At 72.1% G+C, this 16,973-nt stretch carries 19 protein-coding genes; 14 read left to right on the forward strand and 5 right to left on the reverse strand.

The annotated features are described in order from the left end of the window. Positions 1 to 5: 5 nt before the first annotated feature. The gene (locus ACVW00_RS07240; RefSeq protein ID WP_457110225.1) at positions 6 to 791 is read left to right on the forward strand and encodes an S-methyl-5'-thioadenosine phosphorylase; all 786 of its coding nucleotides are present in this window, start codon (positions 6 to 8) and stop codon (positions 789 to 791) included. Beyond that, complete coding sequence (locus ACVW00_RS07245; RefSeq protein ID WP_457110226.1) at positions 788 to 1,825, forward strand: NAD-dependent epimerase/dehydratase family protein; 1,038 nt, start codon at positions 788 to 790, stop codon at positions 1,823 to 1,825. Before ACVW00_RS07240 ends, ACVW00_RS07245 begins: the two co-directional genes overlap by 4 nt. On the opposite strand, the gene ACVW00_RS07250 is transcribed toward ACVW00_RS07245, so the two are convergent. After that, positions 1,826 to 3,151: a hypothetical protein gene (locus ACVW00_RS07250; RefSeq protein ID WP_457110227.1), complete on the reverse strand. Its 1,326-nt coding sequence runs from the start codon at positions 3,149 to 3,151 to the stop codon at positions 1,826 to 1,828. 112 nt (positions 3,152 to 3,263) lie between these two features. Here ACVW00_RS07250 and ACVW00_RS07255 point away from each other — a divergent pair, with 112 nt between their 5' ends. The 8 genes from ACVW00_RS07255 to ACVW00_RS07290 all read left to right on the forward strand — a co-directional run bounded on the left by ACVW00_RS07255 (position 3,264) and on the right by ACVW00_RS07290 (position 9,110). After that, positions 3,264 to 3,935: a glycosyltransferase family 2 protein gene (locus ACVW00_RS07255; RefSeq protein WP_457110228.1), complete on the forward strand. Its 672-nt coding sequence runs from the start codon at positions 3,264 to 3,266 to the stop codon at positions 3,933 to 3,935. Then, entirely contained in the window at positions 3,932 to 4,597 is a 666-nt protein-coding gene (locus tag ACVW00_RS07260) for a TIGR04282 family arsenosugar biosynthesis glycosyltransferase (RefSeq protein WP_457110229.1), read from the forward strand. The genes ACVW00_RS07255 and ACVW00_RS07260 overlap by 4 nt, the downstream gene beginning before the upstream one ends. Beyond that, entirely contained in the window at positions 4,597 to 5,244 is a 648-nt protein-coding gene (locus tag ACVW00_RS07265) for a class I SAM-dependent methyltransferase (RefSeq protein ID WP_457113083.1), read from the forward strand. The genes ACVW00_RS07260 and ACVW00_RS07265 overlap by 1 nt, the downstream gene beginning before the upstream one ends. Continuing rightward, the gene (locus tag ACVW00_RS07270; protein WP_457110230.1) at positions 5,241 to 6,401 is read left to right on the forward strand and encodes a molybdopterin-dependent oxidoreductase; all 1,161 of its coding nucleotides are present in this window, start codon (positions 5,241 to 5,243) and stop codon (positions 6,399 to 6,401) included. The genes ACVW00_RS07265 and ACVW00_RS07270 overlap by 4 nt, the downstream gene beginning before the upstream one ends. A 150-nt stretch (positions 6,402 to 6,551) precedes the next feature. Then, positions 6,552 to 6,839: a hypothetical protein gene (locus ACVW00_RS07275; RefSeq protein WP_457110231.1), complete on the forward strand. Its 288-nt coding sequence runs from the start codon at positions 6,552 to 6,554 to the stop codon at positions 6,837 to 6,839. Beyond that, on the forward strand, positions 6,814 to 7,497 hold the full coding sequence (locus ACVW00_RS07280; protein WP_457110232.1) for a response regulator: 684 nt from the start codon (positions 6,814 to 6,816) through the stop codon (positions 7,495 to 7,497). Before ACVW00_RS07275 ends, ACVW00_RS07280 begins: the two co-directional genes overlap by 26 nt. Positions 7,498 to 7,572: 75 nt before the next feature. Further along, on the forward strand, positions 7,573 to 8,760 hold the full coding sequence (locus tag ACVW00_RS07285) for a sensor histidine kinase (protein ID WP_457110233.1): 1,188 nt from the start codon (positions 7,573 to 7,575) through the stop codon (positions 8,758 to 8,760). Next, positions 8,757 to 9,110, forward strand: coding sequence for a DUF2834 domain-containing protein (locus ACVW00_RS07290; protein ID WP_457110234.1), 354 nt, complete (start codon positions 8,757 to 8,759; stop codon positions 9,108 to 9,110). Before ACVW00_RS07285 ends, ACVW00_RS07290 begins: the two co-directional genes overlap by 4 nt. Here the strand turns inward: ACVW00_RS07290 and ACVW00_RS07295 are convergent. Continuing rightward, a complete protein-coding gene (locus tag ACVW00_RS07295) occupies positions 9,097 to 10,560 on the reverse strand; it encodes a flavin-containing monooxygenase (RefSeq protein ID WP_457110235.1) in 1,464 nt (487 codons plus the stop codon). The two genes, ACVW00_RS07290 and ACVW00_RS07295, sit on opposite strands and share 14 nt — an antisense overlap. A gap of 35 nt (positions 10,561 to 10,595) precedes the next feature. Between ACVW00_RS07295 and ACVW00_RS07300 the strand changes: the two genes are divergently transcribed. Continuing rightward, on the forward strand, positions 10,596 to 10,976 hold the full coding sequence (locus ACVW00_RS07300) for a DUF1304 domain-containing protein (protein WP_457110236.1): 381 nt from the start codon (positions 10,596 to 10,598) through the stop codon (positions 10,974 to 10,976). A gap of 57 nt (positions 10,977 to 11,033) precedes the next feature. On the opposite strand, the gene ACVW00_RS07305 is transcribed toward ACVW00_RS07300, so the two are convergent. Continuing rightward, positions 11,034 to 11,801 carry an SDR family NAD(P)-dependent oxidoreductase gene (locus ACVW00_RS07305; protein WP_457110237.1) on the reverse strand — a complete coding sequence of 256 codons (768 nt, stop codon included), beginning with the start codon at positions 11,799 to 11,801 and terminating at the stop codon, positions 11,034 to 11,036. A 101-nt stretch (positions 11,802 to 11,902) separates the two neighbouring features. Here ACVW00_RS07305 and ACVW00_RS07310 point away from each other — a divergent pair, with 101 nt between their 5' ends. After that, positions 11,903 to 12,091 carry a hypothetical protein gene (locus ACVW00_RS07310; protein ID WP_457110238.1) on the forward strand — a complete coding sequence of 63 codons (189 nt, stop codon included), beginning with the start codon at positions 11,903 to 11,905 and terminating at the stop codon, positions 12,089 to 12,091. Positions 12,092 to 12,118: 27 nt separating this feature from the next. On the opposite strand, the gene ACVW00_RS07315 is transcribed toward ACVW00_RS07310, so the two are convergent. Continuing rightward, positions 12,119 to 12,361 (reverse strand): DUF1272 domain-containing protein, encoded by a 243-nt coding sequence (locus ACVW00_RS07315; RefSeq protein WP_457110239.1) that lies wholly within the window; start codon positions 12,359 to 12,361, stop codon positions 12,119 to 12,121. Between the two features lies 1 nt (position 12,362). After that, positions 12,363 to 13,328 carry a UDP-glucose 4-epimerase GalE gene (galE, locus tag ACVW00_RS07320; protein WP_457110240.1) on the reverse strand — a complete coding sequence of 322 codons (966 nt, stop codon included), beginning with the start codon at positions 13,326 to 13,328 and terminating at the stop codon, positions 12,363 to 12,365. Between the two features lie 218 nt (positions 13,329 to 13,546). Here galE and leuS point away from each other — a divergent pair, with 218 nt between their 5' ends. Then, positions 13,547 to 16,036: a leucine--tRNA ligase gene (leuS, locus tag ACVW00_RS07325; RefSeq protein ID WP_457110241.1), complete on the forward strand. Its 2,490-nt coding sequence runs from the start codon at positions 13,547 to 13,549 to the stop codon at positions 16,034 to 16,036. A 35-nt stretch (positions 16,037 to 16,071) separates the two neighbouring features. Then, positions 16,072 to 16,926 carry a DegV family protein gene (locus tag ACVW00_RS07330; RefSeq protein ID WP_457110242.1) on the forward strand — a complete coding sequence of 285 codons (855 nt, stop codon included), beginning with the start codon at positions 16,072 to 16,074 and terminating at the stop codon, positions 16,924 to 16,926. Positions 16,927 to 16,973 lie beyond the last annotated feature (47 nt).

Raw genomic sequence — 16,973 nt, forward strand, 5'->3', positions numbered from 1 at the left:
GGGGCGTGAGCACAGCGGACATAGCGGTGATCGGCGGCAGCGGCCTCTACGAGTTCCTCGACGATCCGGTGTCGAGGACCGTGGAGACGCCGTACGGCGAGCCCTCGGCCGTCGTCAGCGTGGGGGAGGTGGCCGGTCGAAGGGTCGCGTTCCTCCCGCGCCACGGCGCCGGACACCGGTTTCCACCGCACCTGATCAACTACCGCGCGAACCTCTGGGCACTGCGGTCGCTCGGAGTCCGCCAGGTCCTCGCCCCGTGCGCGGTCGGCGGCCTGCGACCGGACGTCGCGCCTGGTGACGTGGTGGTGCCCGACCAGCTCGTCGACCGGACAAGTGGCCGCCCGCAGACCTACGTCGAGACCGGGGCAGTGCACGTCCCGTTCGCCGACCCGTACTGCCCGCGCCTGGGCAAGGTGCTCGGTGCCCAGCCGGGGGTGAAGAGCGGCGGCTCCATGGTCGTGGTGGAGGGCCCGCGCTTCTCCACCCGCGCCGAGTCCCAGCAGTACGCCGCACAGGGCTGGTCCCTGATCAACATGACCGGGCACCCGGAGGCGGTCCTCGCCAGGGAGCTGCAGATGTGCTACTCCGCCGTCGCGCTGGTCACCGACATGGATGCAGGTGTCGACGCGGGAGAGGGGGTCGGCCAGGAGGAGGTGTTCGCGGCGTTCGCGCGCAACGTCGACCGGCTCAAGGACCTCCTCGGACTGGCCATCGCGGACCTGCCCGACCCGGAGGGTTGCAGCTGCTCCGGCTGGGCCGACGGCATCGAGCTCACCTACGCGATCCCGTGAGGGTGCTGGTGACCGGGTCGGCCGGCTTCATCGGCTCGGCGATCTGCCGCCGGCTCGAGGACGAGGGCGACGACGTCGTCCGCGTCGACCTGATGGTGCCGCAGGCCCACGGCACCCGCGAGCCACCACCGGGCACGCACCAGCTCGACGTACGCGATGCCGAGTCGTGGACGCGGCTTCTCGACGACGTCGACGCGGTCTGCCACCAGGCTGCGCTCGTCGGCGCCGGCGTCCGGGTCTCCGACCTTCCGCTGTACGCCGCGCACAACGACCTCGGCACCGCCGCCCTGCTCTCCGCCATGCACGTCGTCGGAGTGCACACCCTGGTGCTGGCCTCCTCGATGGTGGTCTACGGAGAGGGCCGGTACTCCTGCGCGGAGCACGGCCCGCAGGCTCCCGGGGCCCGCAGCATCGAGGACCTCCGAGCCGGAGTCTTCGACAACCTCTGTCCCTCGTGCGGCAACGCGCTGGACTGGGTGCTGGTCGACGAGGCGACCGCCGTCGACCCGCGCAGCAGCTATGCAGCCAGCAAGGTGGCCCAGGAGCACTACGCGTCCGCCTGGGTCCGCCAGGCGGGCGGCAGTGCGATCGCCCTGCGCTACCACAACGTCTACGGGCCGGGGATGCCGCGGGACACGCCCTACTCCGGAGTGGCCGCGATGTTCCGCTCGTCGCTGGAGAAGGGCAGCGCTCCGCAGGTCTACGAGGACGGCCGGCAGATGCGCGACTTCGTGCACGTCGACGACATCGCCCGCGCCAACGTGCTGGCGCTTCGGGCGGTGGGCGGACGGCCTGGCTTCACGGCGTACAACGTCTGCTCCGGGCAGCCGATCGCGATCGGCGAGGTCGCCGCCCTGGTGGCTCGGGGAGCGGCCCGCCCGCGTGAGCCCGAGGTGACCGGCGCCTTCCGTGCCGGCGACGTGCGCCACGTGGTCGCCTCACCGCGGAGGATCGCCGACGAGCTCGGCTTCGTCGCGTCGATCGGCCCCGAGGACGGCCTGCCTGCGTTCGCCACCGCGCCGCTGCGCGACTGATCACCAGCCGGTGGCGAGCAGGTGCTCGACCGCCAGTGCGGCCACCAGCTGCAGCACGAGACCGCGACGCCGCCACCTCTCCGGCAGCAGGGCGCAGCTGACCAGCAGCCACGGCACGAACGGCAGCCAGATCCGCTCCACCTCGGCCTTGCTCATCTGCGAGGCGTCCGCGGTGAGCACCATCGCGACGGCAGCACCCGAGAGCCACACCACGACGCGCGTGCCGGCATCGGTGATCGTGTCGCGTGAGCGCACGAGCGTCTGGGCCAGTCCGGCGCCGACGAGCGGCCCGGCGCTGATCGCCAGCGCGGCGAGGTCTCCCCAGGCCCAGTACGCCGCGGGCCGGTTGCGCGCGACCCCGATCCAGTAGCGGTCGTGGAGCACCGGCAGGGCCTCCCACCAGCGGAAGCCGTAGGCGGCGAAGGCGATCACCACGGCGAGCGCTCCGGCTGCTGCTGGCAGGAGCGGCCGCCAGGAGCGGGCCACCACGAGCACGGCAACCGCCAGCAGGCCGAGGACCGGCAGCCCGTAGGACAGCATCACGCAGCAGCCGAGCAGGAGTCCGGCCAGCAGCGACCACGGCAGACTTCGCCGGGTCGCCGCGAGGGCCAGCGCCACCATGCCCCAGGCGGCCACCGCGGCGAACATCGCGTCGGCGGACACGCACTGCCAGATGGCCGCGGGTCCGAGGACGACGAACGGCGCCGCCCGCCGTGCCAGCGCCTCGGCCCCGAGGACCTTCAGGGTGAGCAGCACCGCCACCGCGGTGCTGGCCGCGAGCACGGTGACGACCATCCCGGCCGCGAACCCAGAGCCCAGCCCCAGCCGGACCAGCACCACGAAGAACAGGAGGGCGCCGGGGGGATGACCGGCGACGTGCGGAGGCCAGTGTCCACCGCCCGGGTCGTACGGGATCAGGCTGACGTAGACGCTCAACGTGTGCGGCAGGTCCGTGGTCGCCCGCGCCGTCCGCAGGTACTCGTAGCTGGTCCCCAGGATCCGGCCCACGCCGTCGGGACCGTCGACGAAGGCGAGGGACAGCATCCAGGCCAGCCCGACGACGTACGTCGCCACGAGGAGTCGGCGCCACGGCAGGCGCTCGGACAGCGTGACCGCCTGCCAGCCGGCGAGGATCGCGAGGAGGATCGCCGGTAGCGAGCCGGGTCCCACCCGGGGACGCCAGTCGGCGTGCAACGGCGGGAAGTGCCGCACGTGCACGTCCCACCCGCTCACCGCGGGCACGGCCATCGCCGCGGCGACCAGGAGCACTGCGGTCACGAGGCCCGCCCACGCCGCCCGGTCGGCTCGTTCCTGCGGGGCGGGCATGGGCCCACCCTAGGAGTCCGCGGACGCCCGGACCCGGCCACGAAGCGCGACGTCATGCATCCGTAAGGCTTCACGGGCCCGGGCGGAGTCCGGGGTTCCTAGCGTGGGAGCCATGACCTGCGCCCTCATCCTGCCGTGCCGCGACGAGGCCGCCGCGCTGGTCGACCTGTTGCCACGTGTGCCCCCGGTCTTCGAGGTGATCGTCGTCGACAACGGGTCCTCCGACGGCACCGCCGAGGTCGCCCTGGCCCACGGTGCCCGGGTGGTGCACGAGCCCACGCCCGGCTACGGAGCGGCCGTCCATGCCGGCGTGCTCGCCGCGGACACCGACTACGTCGCGGTGATGGACGGCGACGGCTCGCTCGACCCGGTCGACCTGCTGCCGCTGCTGGACGAGGTGGCCTCGGGCCGCGCGACGATGGCGGTGGGTCGCCGGCGACCGGTCGGACGCGGTGTCTGGCCCTGGCACGCGCGCCTGGGCAACCGGCTGGTGCTGGGCTGGCTGCGCCGCCGGCTGAGGCGGGAGACGTCGGGCGACCTGCCGGTCCACGACATCGCCCCGATCCGGGTGTGCCGCCGCGACGACCTGCTCCACCTCGACCTCCGGGACCGTCGCTTCGGATACCCGGTCGAGCTGCTGCAGCAGGCCCTGCGGGCTCAATGGCGGATCACGGAGCGCGACGTCGACTACCGGGAGCGCGCTTCCGGGACCCGGTCGAAGGTCTCCGGCTCGGTCCGGGGCACCGCGCGGGCTGCCCGCGACTTCTGGAGGGTGCTCGCATGACCGCGCGCGTGCTGGTGGTGGCCAAGGCACCGGTGCCCGGCCTCGCCAAGACCCGGCTCGCCGCCTCCATCGGTCCGGAGGCGGCCGCCGACCTCGCCGCCGCCGCGCTGCTCGACACGATCGCGGCGTGCGTCACGGCATTCGGCGACCGGTGCCACATCGCCCTCACCGGTGACCTCGCTCGCGCACGCCGCGGTGAGGAGATCCGCCAGGCCCTCTCGTCGTGGGACGTCTTCGCCCAGCGTGGCGCCACGTTCGCCGACCGGCTGGTGCATGCGCACAGGACCGTGGCGCAGTCGGGTCAAGGGCCGGTGGTCCAGATCGGGATGGACACTCCCCAGGTCACTGCCGATCTCCTGGCGCTCGCGGCAGCGCAGATCGTGCCGGGTTGCGGGGCGCTCGGCCCGGCGGCCGATGGCGGCTGGTGGCTGCTCGGCCTCGACGACGCGCAGTCTGCCGGTGTCCTGGTCGGCGTACCGATGTCGACCGGGGACACGTGCCGGGCAACGCGTGCGGCCTTCGCCGCCGCCGGTGTCGCCCTCGCCCTGCAGTCGACACTCCACGACGTCGACACGCTCGCGGACGTCGAGCTGGTCGCCGCAGAGGCGCCCGAGACCCGGTTCGCGAGGACGTGGGCGCGTCACGCCGGGGCGGTGGCGTGATGCACGTCGTCCCGCTGCACCGCTCCTACGCAACAGTGTTCGCCGCCGCGCTGCGCGGGGCCACCTGCGAGGTCCTCGGACTCGGGAAGGAACCCCGCCCGCTCCCCGTCGCCGACTGGACGCGCGAGGTCGACGGGGGAGACCTCGCGCTCCTCGCCGAGTGTCGTGGCGAGACCCTCGACGTCGGGTGCGGGCCGGGACGGATGACCCGTGCGCTCGCCGAGCGCGGCCACGCCGTCCTCGGCATCGACGTCGTGCCCGAGGCGGTCCGGATGACCCGGCGCCGACGTGCGCCCGCCCTCCTGCGTGACGTCTTCGACACGGTCCCCGGTGAAGGTCGGTGGTCCACGGTGCTGCTCGCCGACGGGAACATCGGGATCGGCGGCGACCCGCGAGCACTGCTGGTCCGGGTGCGCACCTTGCTGGGACCGGGCGGCCGTGTCGTGGCCGACCTGGCGGCGCCCGGGACCGGCGTCGTGACCCGCCCGATCAGGCTGCAGACCGCGGCGATGCGATCCCGGCCCTTCCCGTGGTCGGTGGTCGGCACCGACGCCGTCGGGACCCTCGCGATCGCGGCCGGCCTCACGGTGACGGCTCTGCACGCCCACGACGACCGCCGCTTCGCGGTGCTGGAGAAGAGCCGATGACCGCCGTCCGGATCCCCGACGAGGAGGACTTCTCCTCCTCCCTGCGCAGCGCCGCGGTCGCGTCCCGGGTGGGCCTGTGGCTCGGGATCTGCTTCGGCCTGGCGTTCGTCACGGGGCTGATCAGCCACGAGGCGTACGTCGTGCACCCGGTGATCCCGTTCCCGGCGCGGCCCACCTGGGGCTACCGGGTCACGCAGGGCGTGCACGTGCTCTCCGGCACGGCCGCGATCCCGCTGCTGCTGGTCAAGCTCTGGTCGGTCTACCCGAAGCTGTTCGCCCGGCCGCCGCGGGACGTCCGTAAGCTCGCCCTCGACGGGCTCGAACGCGCGTCCATCGCGGTCCTGGTCGCGGCGGCGATCTTCCAGCTGTCGACCGGGCTGCTCAACGCCGCCCAGTGGTACCCGTGGGGCTTCCACTTCCGGGCGACCCACTACGCCATCGCCTGGGCCGCGATCGGCGCCCTTCTCGTCCATGTCGCGGTCAAGCTGCCGATCATCCGTGCGGCGCTGGCTGCCGACATCGACGACGCCGGCCGCGACCGGCCGGGTGCGACCCGGCCGGGCCCGTTGAGCAGACGAGCCCTGGTCCGCAGCGCCTTCCTCGCGTCCGGAGTCGCGGTCCTGGCGACCGCGGGCAACACCGTGCCCGCGCTCCGAAGGGTCTCCGTGCTCGGCGTGCGGTCCGGCGGCGGGCCCGAGGGAATCCCGATCAACAAGTCCGCGAGGGCGGCCGACGTGGTCGCGACGGCGCTGAGCCCGGACTACCGGCTGGTGATCGCGTACGACGGCCGCGAGACGTCGCTCAGCCGGGCAGACCTCGAGGGGCTCGAGCAGCACACCGTCGAGCTGCCGATCGCGTGCGTCGAGGGCTGGAGCGCCAGCGGGCACTGGACCGGCGTACGGCTGCGTGACGTGCTGCAGCACGCCGGAGCCCCGCGCGGGCGCGACGTCCGCGTGGTGTCGTTGCAGCAGCACGGTCCGTTCCGGTCGACCACCCTGCCGGGCCACTTCGCCGACGACCCGCTGACGCTGCTCGCGCTCGGCCTCGGGGGCCAGCCGCTGGCGATCGACCACGGCTATCCGTGCCGGCTGATCGCCCCCGACCGCCCCGGTGTGCTGCAGACCAAGTGGGTCGGCCGGCTCGAGGTGCTCACGTGAGGGCGCTGCGGGTGGTCCTCGGCGCGTGCGGCATCGCCGCGGCGGCTTACGGGCTGACCCTGTTGCTCGACCTGGGCCTCGACAACCTGCGCGCCACCCTCACGTGGCTCGTGGTCGGCGTGCTCGCGCACGACGCACTGGCTCGCTCCGGTGACCCTCGGCGTCTGGTTCGCGGCCACCCGGTCCCGGCACCGGGTGCCCGGACCAGTGGTCACCGGCGCGGTGGTGCTCGGCACCGTCACGCTCGTCGCGATCCCGGTGCTCGGCCGCTTCGGCGCGCGTGCCGACAATCCGACGTTGCTGGACCGGAACTACCTCCTCGGCTGGCTGGTTGTTGCCACACTGACGGTGGTCCTCGTGGGCGCGGCGCTGGCCGTCGCCCGATCCGGAAGGGCCGGAGGGGGTGGTGAGCGTGGCGCGGGTTCTGGTCGTCGATGACGACGTGACCGTGCGGGAGGTCGTGGTCTCCTACCTCCGCGCGGGTGGCCACTCCGTGGTCGAGGCGGCCGACGGTGCCGAGGCGCTGCGGGCGATGCGGTCCGACCCGGCCGACCTGGTCGTGCTCGACCTGATGATGCCCGGCATCGACGGGCTGGAGGTGTGCCGCCGGCTGCGCGCGACCGGCGACGTGCCGATCATCATGCTGACCGCGCTGGGTGCCGAGGTCGACCGGGTCGTGGGGCTCGAGTCGGGGGCCGACGACTACGTGACCAAGCCGTTCAGCCCGCGGGAGCTGGTGCTGCGCGTGGACGCGCTGCTCCGGCGCGTCGGCGAGCAGGCGAAGCCCGACACCGGTTGCGTCGCCGACGGCGACCTGGTCGTCGACTCCGGGCGTCACGAGGTGACCCTGGCCGGCGAGGTGCTCGCGCTGACCTCCCGTGAGTTCGACCTGCTCCGATTCCTGGTATCGAACCCCGGCACGGCGTACTCGCGCGACGAGCTGCTGCAGCAGGTCTGGGGCTGGTCCTTCGGCGACCAGTCGACCGTGACCGTGCACGTACGCCGCCTGCGCGAGAAGGTCGAGAGAGACCCGAAGCGACCCTCCCGGCTGGTCACGGTCTGGGGAGTGGGCTACCGCTGGGAGGGGGTTGCGTGAGCGAGCGAAGCGAGCGAACCATCAAACGCAGCCCCTTCGTACCTCGTGGGCGCCCGCAGCGGAGCGAGGACGCACATGAGTAGGGACCAGGTCGACATCGTCCTCATCGCCGCCGGGTGGGCCGGTGGTGCAGGGGTGCTCGGGCTCGCCGTCGTGTGGATCTTCCGGCGGCGCTCGGTGCGCTGGCTCACCGGCGCCGTCGCGGTCGTCGCGGTGCTCGCGGTGGTCGCCGGCACGCTCGGCACCGCCAACGCGATGTTCCTCTCCGGCCACGACTTCGACGTCGTGCTGCTGGTCTCGCTGGTCGCGGGGCTCGTCGCCATGGCCGCGGGGGCCGCGGTCGGCACGGCGATGTCCCGCTGGTCGCAGGCGCTCGAGGACGACACCCGCCGCTTCGGTGACAGCGGTGAGTTCGTGTCGACCGGCCGTGGACCGGTCGAGTTCCAGCGGCTCGCCGAGGAGCTCGCCCGCACCAGTCACAAGCTGCAGGAGTCGCGCGATCGGGAGTCCCGGCTCGAGGACTCCCGGCGAGAGCTGGTCGCCTGGGTGTCCCACGATCTCCGGACGCCGCTCGCCGGTCTGCGTGCCATGACCGAGGCGCTCGAGGACGGGATCGCCGAGGACCCCTCCCGCTACCACCGGCAGATCCGCGCCGAGGTCGACCGGATGGTGCGGATGGTCGACGACCTCTTCGAGCTCTCCCGGATCCACGCGGGCAACCTCAGGCTGTCGCTCGAGCCGGTGGTGCTCGGCGACCTCGTCAGCGAGGCGATCGCCAGCGCCGACCCGGTGGCCCGGGCCCGCGGCGTACGTCTCGGCGGTGGTGTGGACGACGGCCTCGAGGTCGTCGCCGATCCGGCCGAGCTCTCCCGCGTGGTCGGCAACCTGCTGATGAACGCGATCCGGCACACCCCCGCAGACGGTGTCGTGGAGGTGCTCGGCCGGTCGGGACCCGACGGGGTGGAGCTGTCGGTCACCGACGGTTGCGGCGGGCTCTCCGAGGAGGACATGCAGCGCGCGTTCGACGTCGCCTGGCAGGGCAGCGGCGGCCAGGACCCCCGACGTCGCCGGAGTCTTCGGCAGTGGTGCCGGGCTCGGTCTGGCGATCGTGAAGGGCATCGTCGAGGCGCACGACGGTACCGTGATGGTGATGAACCACGTGCCGGGCTGCCGCTTCCTGGTGCAGCTGCCGACACCTGCGTGAGCACCCGCACCACTACGCTGCGTCTCGACCCGACGCCACGCTTGAGGAGACCGCGATGACCCGTGCGGACAGGATCCTGTGCGTGGTGTACGCCGCGCTCGCCGCTGTCGCCCTCGTGGGCACCCAGTGGACGCTGGTGGTCTTCCTGCGGTCCGCGGACAACGACCTGGGCGGCCTGTGGGACGGGATCACCGCCAACCCGGTGTCGGGCTTCCTCGGCATCGACCTCGGCGTCGTCGCGGTTGCGGCTGTGGTCCTCATGTCGGTCGAGGGCCGCCGGTTGCGGATCCCGTGGTGGGGGATCTACGTGGCGCTGGTGTTCCTGGTCGCCGTCAGCGTGGCGTTCCCGCTGTTCCTGGTCGCACGCACGCGCGTCCTGGCCAACGAGCGCGTCCTCAGCGCAGGCTGAGCTCGCGCGGCCTGAGGTCGAAGTCGGCGACGTCGACCTGCTCGGTGCGCTGCTTGTACTCGGTGACGGTGCCCGGCCAGTTCGTGGTGATCCGTCCGCTCGCGTCGCGGTACCAGCTCGCGCAGCCGCCCCAGACGCTCTCGGAGAGGCGACGCTGCACCTCGGCGTCGAAGCGCTCCTCGGCCTCCGGGCGGACGGCGATGCTGCCACCGTCACGGACCCGCTCGGCGAGCTGGCGGATGAACCCGGCTTGCGACTCCATCATGTTGATGATCGAGCTGCCGCCGAGGTTGGTGTTCGGGCCGTAGACGAGGCCGAGGTTCGGGAAGCCCGGCACGCAGATGCCGAGGTAGGCGCGAGCGCCGGCGGACCACGCCTCGTCGAGCGAGAGGCCCGCTGCTCCCTGGAGCTTCATCGGCGCCAGGAACTCCGTTGCAGCGAACCCGGTCCCGTAGATGATCACGTCCACCTCGTGCACCGTCCCGTCGTCGCTGCGCACACCGTGTGGCAGCACCTCGACGATGCCGTGGGTGACCACCTCGACGTTGGGCTTCACCAGCGCGGGATACCAGTCGTTCGAGAACAGCAGCCGCTTGCAGCCGATCGGGTAGTCCGGCTTGAGCTTGGCCCGAAGCTTCCGATCCCGCACCTGCGTGCGGAGCAGGACGTGCCAGCCGGCCCCCAGCAGCTTCTTCATCGGAGCCGTCCCGGTGAGCGACCTGTTCAGCTGCTCCGACATCACCCAGGTGAGGTTGCGGCCGAACGCCTGCGTCCACGGCAACCGTGCGTAGAGCCCGCGGCGGACGCGGCTGTACTCGATGTCCGGCTTCGGCACGACGTACGGGGCCGAACGCTGGAACACCGTGAGGTGGCCGACCACCGGCTGGATCCCCGGCACGAACTGGATCGCACTCGCACCCGTGCCGATGACGGCGACGCGCTTGCCGGTGAGCTCGACCTCGTGGTCCCACTGGGCGGAGTGGAACGCCGGTCCGGTGAACGTCTCGCGGCCCGGGAGGTCGGGGACGGACGGCCGCGAGAGCTGGCCGACCGCGGTGACCAGGAAGTCGGCGGTCAGCGTCTCGCCGGTGGCCGTCTCGACCCGCCAGGTCGCGGTCGCGTCGTCGTACGCCGCACCGGTGACCTCGACCCCGGTGCGGACGAGGTCACGCACGCCGAGGTCGGCGACGACACCGTCCATGTAGCGCAGGATCTCGTCCTGGCGCGAGTAGCGGTGCCCCCAGCCGGGGTTGCGCGCGAACGACCACGAGTAGAGGTTCGACGGCACGTCGCAGGCCGCGTTCGGGTAGGTGTTGTCACGCCAGACGCCGCCGATCCGGTCGGCCTTCTCCAGCACCACGATGTCGGTGAAGCCGTGGCGACGCAGTTCGATCGCGGCGCCGAGCCCGCCGAAGCCGGCGCCCACGATCACGATCCGCGGAGTGGTCATGGGTAGGAGGGTACGGACGCGCGTAGGCTCCGGCCATGCTGACCGTTGCCTGCGTCCTCGCCGGGCTCGCCGCCCTCGTGCACGTCTACATCTTCTGGCTCGAGGCACTGGCCTTCGACACCGCCGGTCGCAAGGCCTTCCAGCTCAGCGCCGAGGACGCCGCGGTGATGAAGCCGTGGGCCTTCAACCAGGGCTTCTACAACCTCTTCCTCGCCATCGGCACCGCCGTGGGCATCGCCGTCATGGGCAGCAACCGCGACGCCGGCGTCGCGCTCGTGGTCCTCGCGGTCGGCTCGATGCTCGCCGCGGCCGTGGTGCTGATCTCGTCGAGCCGCGACCAGCTGCGCGGCGCACTCGCCCAGGGCACCTTCCCGGCACTCTGCCTGCTCAGCCTGGCGATCTGGGCCTGGACCTGAGTGGTTTCGACAGGCTCGAGCACCGATGGTCGAGCCTGTCGGAACCAGCCGGGACCCTCAGGTGATCGTCATCCCGCCGTCGACTGCCAGCGTCTGGCCGGTGATGTAGCCGCCGGCGGCGGAGGCCAGGAACACCACCGTCGCAGTCAGCTCACGCGGGTCGCCCTTGCGCGCCATCGGGATCCGCTGCTGCTGGGCGTCGAGGTAGCCCGGCGGGTACTGCTCGGTCATCTCGGACTCGAAGAAGCCGGGGGCGACCGCGTTGACCCGGATGCCCTTGCGTCCTGTCCACTGCTGGGCCAGGTCACGGGTCAGGCCGATCAGACCGGCCTTCGAGGCGGCGTACGCGGCCTGGGGGAGCCCGGCGGTGGTCAGGCCCAGCACCGAGGAGATGTTGATGATCGAGCTGCCGGGCTGCATCACCCGGCCGCACGCCTGGGCCATCCAGTAGCAGCCGTTCAGGTTGACGTCGATGACGTTGCGGAACTGCTGGGGCTCCTCGCGGGTGGCCGGCACCGCGGTGCCGATCCCCGCGTTGTTGACCAGTACGTCGACCCGGCCGAACTCGGCCATCGCGGCGTCGACGAGCGCCTGGCAGGAGTCCGGATCGGCGACGTCCGTGGCGACGGCGAGCGCCTTGCGACCTGCCTGTTCGACGAGGGACGCAGTGTCCGCGAGTCTGTCGGCGCGCCGGGCACCGAGGGCCACGTCCGCTCCCGCCTCGGCCAGGCCCTGGGCGAATGCCACCCCCAGGCCGGAGGAGGCGCCGGTGACGATCGCCACCTTGCCGTCGAGGCGGAACAGGTCGGTCAGCGGAGAGGTCATGGCCGAATCATGCCCGACGACGAAACGACCGCACCGGCGTAGCATCCGAGAGGAGCAACGAGGCCGCCTGCGCGACGGCCCGGAAGGCAGCGGAGGTCACCATGTGCAACTTCGAGCTCACCCCCGACCAGTTCCGTCAGCGGCGCGTCGAGATGATCGCCCTCGCTGAGCAGAGGCGGCTGGCCGCGGCCCTGAAGCCCGCTCGTGCGCGACGCGCACGCTCGGCCCGCAAGGCACGGGTCCGCGCGAGCAGGCCGCTGGGGCTCAGCCCGGCACCGCTGTTCCGCTGACCGCGGTCTCCCCAGCGCACCCGCCGCTCACGGCCGGTGCAGACCCGGCTGGAACACCCGCTCGACGCTCGGCGGGTCCTTCGTGAGCAGACCGGCCGGCCGGATGGGCCGGGGCACGAAGTTGCCGCCGCAGTTGGGGCAGACGCCCCCGAGGCAGTGATCGACGCACTCCCCGCAGAAGGTGCACTCGTAGGTGCAGATCATCGCGTCCGGGGAGGCGGGCGGCAGGTCGCGGTCGCAGCACTCGCAGCTCGGCCGGAGCTCGAGCACCTCAGGCCCCTGCTGCCTGGCGGGCGCTCCAGGCCGAGCTCACCATGTCGCGCAGGTCGTGGCGCATCTGCCAGTCGAGGTCGCGTGCCGCCAGCTCTCCGCTGGCCACGATCCGGGCCGGGTCGCCCGGGCGACGCGGGCCGACCTCAGGGGTGAAGTCGATCCCGGTGGCGTCGCGGACCGCGTCCATGATCTGCCGCACGGACACCCCGGAGCCGCTGCCCAGGTTGTACACCGGTGCCAGTGTGTCGCCGGCGGCCAGCCGGCGGGCCGCGACCACGTGGGCGGCTGCGAGATCGGTGACGTGGACGTAGTCGCGGACGCACGTCCCGTCGGGGGTGTCGTAGTCGTCGCCGTTGATCCGCGGCGTACGGCCGGCGAGCAGAGCCTCGAACACCACGGGGAACAAGTTGTGCGGGCTGGTGTCGCGCAGGTCGTCACTGCCGGAGCCGACCACGTTGAAGTACCTCAGCGACGTCTGCCGCAGGCCGGTGGCGACCGCCTGGTCCCGCAGCAGCCACTCTGCGATCAGCTTGCTCTCGCCGTACGGCGACTCCGGAGCTGTCGGGGTGTCCTCGGTGACCAGGTCGACGTGCGGGGTGCCGAAGGTCGCCGCACTCGAGGAGAACACCAGGTGCTCCACGCCGGCCTGGGCCATCGCCTCGAGCAGGCTGACCGTGCCGGTGACGTTCTGCGTGTAGGTGTGCAGGGGCCTCGCGACGGACACGCCGGCGTACTTGAAGCCGGCGAGGTGCACGACGCCCTCGACCGCGTGCTCCTTGCAGGTGCGTGTCACCAGGTCGGTGTCGAGGATGGTGCCCTCCACGAGGGGCGTGCCCGGGCGGACGAACTCCCGGTGCCCGCTGGAGAGGTCGTCGATGACCACGGCCTCGAGACCCACGTCCTCGAAGGCGCGCACGACGTGGGCGCCGATGTAGCCCGCACCGCCGGTGACCAGCCAGCTCATCCCCGGCCCCTTCCTTCGACAACAAGACCGCCGAGCCTACTGGTGGCGCCTCGGCGAGCGCGCGACCCGGCACCCGAGTACCATGACCCCCATGAGGTCCACCCTGCTCCTTACCTAGCCGCATCGAGACATCACGCCGATGCGGCTGCCCCTCCTGCAAGAGGGGTTTTTTTGTGTCAGGACGCAGCAGGACCCACCACGACTCCAGGAGCTGGCAGATGAGTGAGCGAGACGAGCAGGTCGGCTACGACGTGCATGCCGTCGAGGAGAAGTGGCAGCGCGTCTGGGAGGAGCTCGACCCCTTCCGGGCCGACGACCAGGCGGTGCTCTCGGGGACGCGCGAGAAGCGCTACGCGTTGACGATGTTCCCCTACCCGAGCGGCGACCTGCACATGGGCCACGCCGAGGTGACCGCGCTGCACGACGTGATCGCGCGGTACTGGAGGCTGCGCGGCTACGAGGTGATGAACCCGATGGGCTGGGACTCCTTCGGGCTGCCGGCAGAGAACGCCGCCATCCGCAACGACGAGCACCCGGCGACGTACACCTACGCCAACATCGAGACCCAGGCCGAGTCGTTCAAGAAGTTCGGCATCTCCTTCGACTGGTCGCGGCGGCTGCACACCTCCGATCCGGAGTACTACCGCTGGACGCAGTGGCTGTTCCTGAAGTTCCGTGAGCGCGGCCTGGCCTACCGCAAGAACAGCCCGGTGAACTGGTGCCCCAACGACCAGACCGTGCTGGCCAACGAGCAGGTCGTCGACGGGCACTGCGAGCGCTGCGGTGCGGAGGTCACCAAGCGCGAGCTGAACCAGTGGTACTTCAAGATCACCGACTACGCCCAGGAGCTGCTCGACGACCTCGACGTGCTGGCGCCGACGTGGCCCGACCGGGTGGTCAACGCCCAGAGGAGCTGGATCGGCCGGTCCGAGGGCGCCCACGTGACCTTCAAGGTGGGTGATTGCGACATCGAGGTCTACACGACTCGCCCCGACACGCTGTACGGCGCCACCTTCATGGTCGTCGCCGCCGACGCCCCGCTGGCCGCGGAGCTGGTCACCGAGGCGCAGCGGCCGGCGTACGAGGCATACCTGGAGCAGACCCGCCGGGAGTCCGACATCGAGCGGCTGTCGACCGACCGTCCCAAGACCGGCGTCGACCTCGGCGTCACCGCGACGAACCCCGTCAACGGCGAGCAGGTCCCGGTCTGGGCCAGCGACTACGTGCTCGCCGACTACGGCACCGGCGCGATCATGGCGGTGCCCGCCCACGACCAGCGCGACCTGGACTTCGCGAAGGCCATGGGCCTGCCCGTACGACGAGTCGTGGCCGTCCCCGCCGAGGACGGCGTCGAGTCAAATCCCGAGGTGACGGGTGTCGCGACCACCGGCGACGGCGTCTACGTGAGCTCCGGCCCCCTGGACGGCCTGACCGACAAGGCCGCCGGCATCCGGACGATCGTCACGCAGCTGGAGGCGGACGGCACCGGCAGCGGCGCGGTGAACTTCCGGCTGCGCGACTGGCTGCTGAGCCGGCAGCGCTACTGGGGCGTCCCGATCCCGATCATCCACTGCGAGCACGACGGCGAGGTCGCCGTTCCCTACGACCAGCTGCCGCTCGAGCTGCCGGAGCTGCGCGGCGCCGACCTGAAGCCCAAGGGCGTCTCGCCGCTGGCCGCGGCGGAGGACTGGGTCAACGTCACCTGCCCGCAGTGCGGCGGCCCGGCCAGACGTGACAGCGACACGATGGACACGTTCGTGGACAGCTCGTGGTACTTCCTGCGCTACTGCTCCCCGAGCTACCAGGACGGCCCGTTCGACCCCGAGCTGGTCAGGGCCTGGATGCCTGCCGACATCTATGTCGGCGGCGTCGAGCACGCCGTGCTGCACCTGCTGTACGCGCGCTTCTTCACCAAGGTGCTGGCCGACATGGGCCTGGTCGGCTTCCGTGAGCCGTTCGCCGCCCAGCTGAACCAGGGCACCGTGATCAACCAGGGCGCCAAGATGTCGAAGTCGAAGGGCAACGGCGTCAACCTCGGTGAGCAGCTCCAGGCGTTCGGCGTCGACGCCGTGCGCCTGACCCTCGTGTTCGCCGGCCCGCCGGAGGACGACATCGACTGGGCCGACGTCTCGCCGGCCGGGTCGCTGCGCTTCCTGCAGCGCGCCTGGCGGCTGAGCGGCGACGTCACCTCGGAGCCCGGCACTCCGGGCGACACGGGTGACCGCGCCCTGCGCCAGGTGACCCATCGCACCGTCCACGACTCCGCCGAGCTGGTCGAGTCCAAGCGCTTCAACGTGATGGTGGCGCGGGTCATGGAGCTGGTGAACGCGACCCGCAAGGCGATCGACGGCGGGTGCGGGCCGGCGGACCCGGCCGTGCGCGAGGCAGCGGAGGCGGTGGCGATCCTGCTGTCGCTCGTCGCGCCGTACACCGCGGAGGAGATGTGGGAGCGCCTGGGCCACGAGCCCACGGTTGCGTGCACGTCCTGGCCGGCCGTCGACGAGGCACTGCTGGTCGAGGAGTCGGTGACCGCGGTCGTGCAGGTGCAGGGCAAGGTCCGTGGTCGGCTGGAGGTCCCGCCGGACATCTCGGCGTCCGACCTGGAGGCGGCCGCGCTGGCCGATCCCGCCGTGCAGCGGGCGCTGGACGGCGCGACGGTGCGCAAGGTGATCGTGCGCGCCCCGAAGCTGGTCAACATCGTCCTCTGAGCGGCCTCCAGGACCTGGTCGTCTAGGCTCCGCGCATGCCGGTCGCTCTCGTCACCGACTCCACGGCCTCGCTGCCGGCGGAGCTCGTCGCCGCGCGTGACATCACCGTGGTGCCGCTGCAGGTCGTGATCGGCGCGACGTCGTACGACGAGGGCGTCCAGGGGGGAGCCACGCCCGAGATGCTCGCCGATGCGTTGCGCGCCTGGACCCCGGTCAGCACGTCGCGGCCGAACCCGCACGAGATGCTCGAGGTGTACGAGCGTCTCGCGGCCGAGGGAGCGACGGAGATCGTCTCCATCCACCTCTCCGGGGAGCTCAGCGGCACGGTCGAGTCCGCCCAGCTGGCGGCGCGCAAGGCACCCGTGCCGGTGCTCGCGGTGGACAGCAGGCAGGTCGGGATGGGCACCGGCTTCGCCGTGCTCAGCGCAGCGGACGCCCGCGACGAGGGCGCCGATGCGGGAGCCATCGCTGCGGCAGCCCGCCGACGGGTCAGCGTGACGACGTCGCTGTTCTACGTCGACACCCTGGAGTACCTGCGTCGTGGCGGTCGCGTCGGAGCGGCGGCTGCCCTCGTCGGTTCGGCCCTCGCGGTCAAGCCGATCCTGCGGATCGACGACGGCCGGGTCGTGCCCTACGAGCGCGTCCGTACCGCGGGCAAGGCGCTCGGCCGGCTCGAGGAGCTCGCGGTCGACTCGGCCGGGAGCGCGAAGGTGGACGTCGCGGTGGCACACCTTGCGAACGACGACCGGGCCGCCACGCTCGCCGAGCGCCTCGGTGACCGGCTCGCGGACGGCCTCGAGGGTAGGCCCGTCCACGTCGGCGAGATCGGGGCGGTGCTCGGTGCCCACGTCGGGCCGGGCATGGTCGCCGTGACCGTCGCTCGCCGCTGAAGGTCCACAGCCACCGGCTGCGCGCCCTTCTCCACAGGCCGTCAGGG

The organism is Marmoricola sp. URHA0025 HA25 (assembly GCF_054059435.1).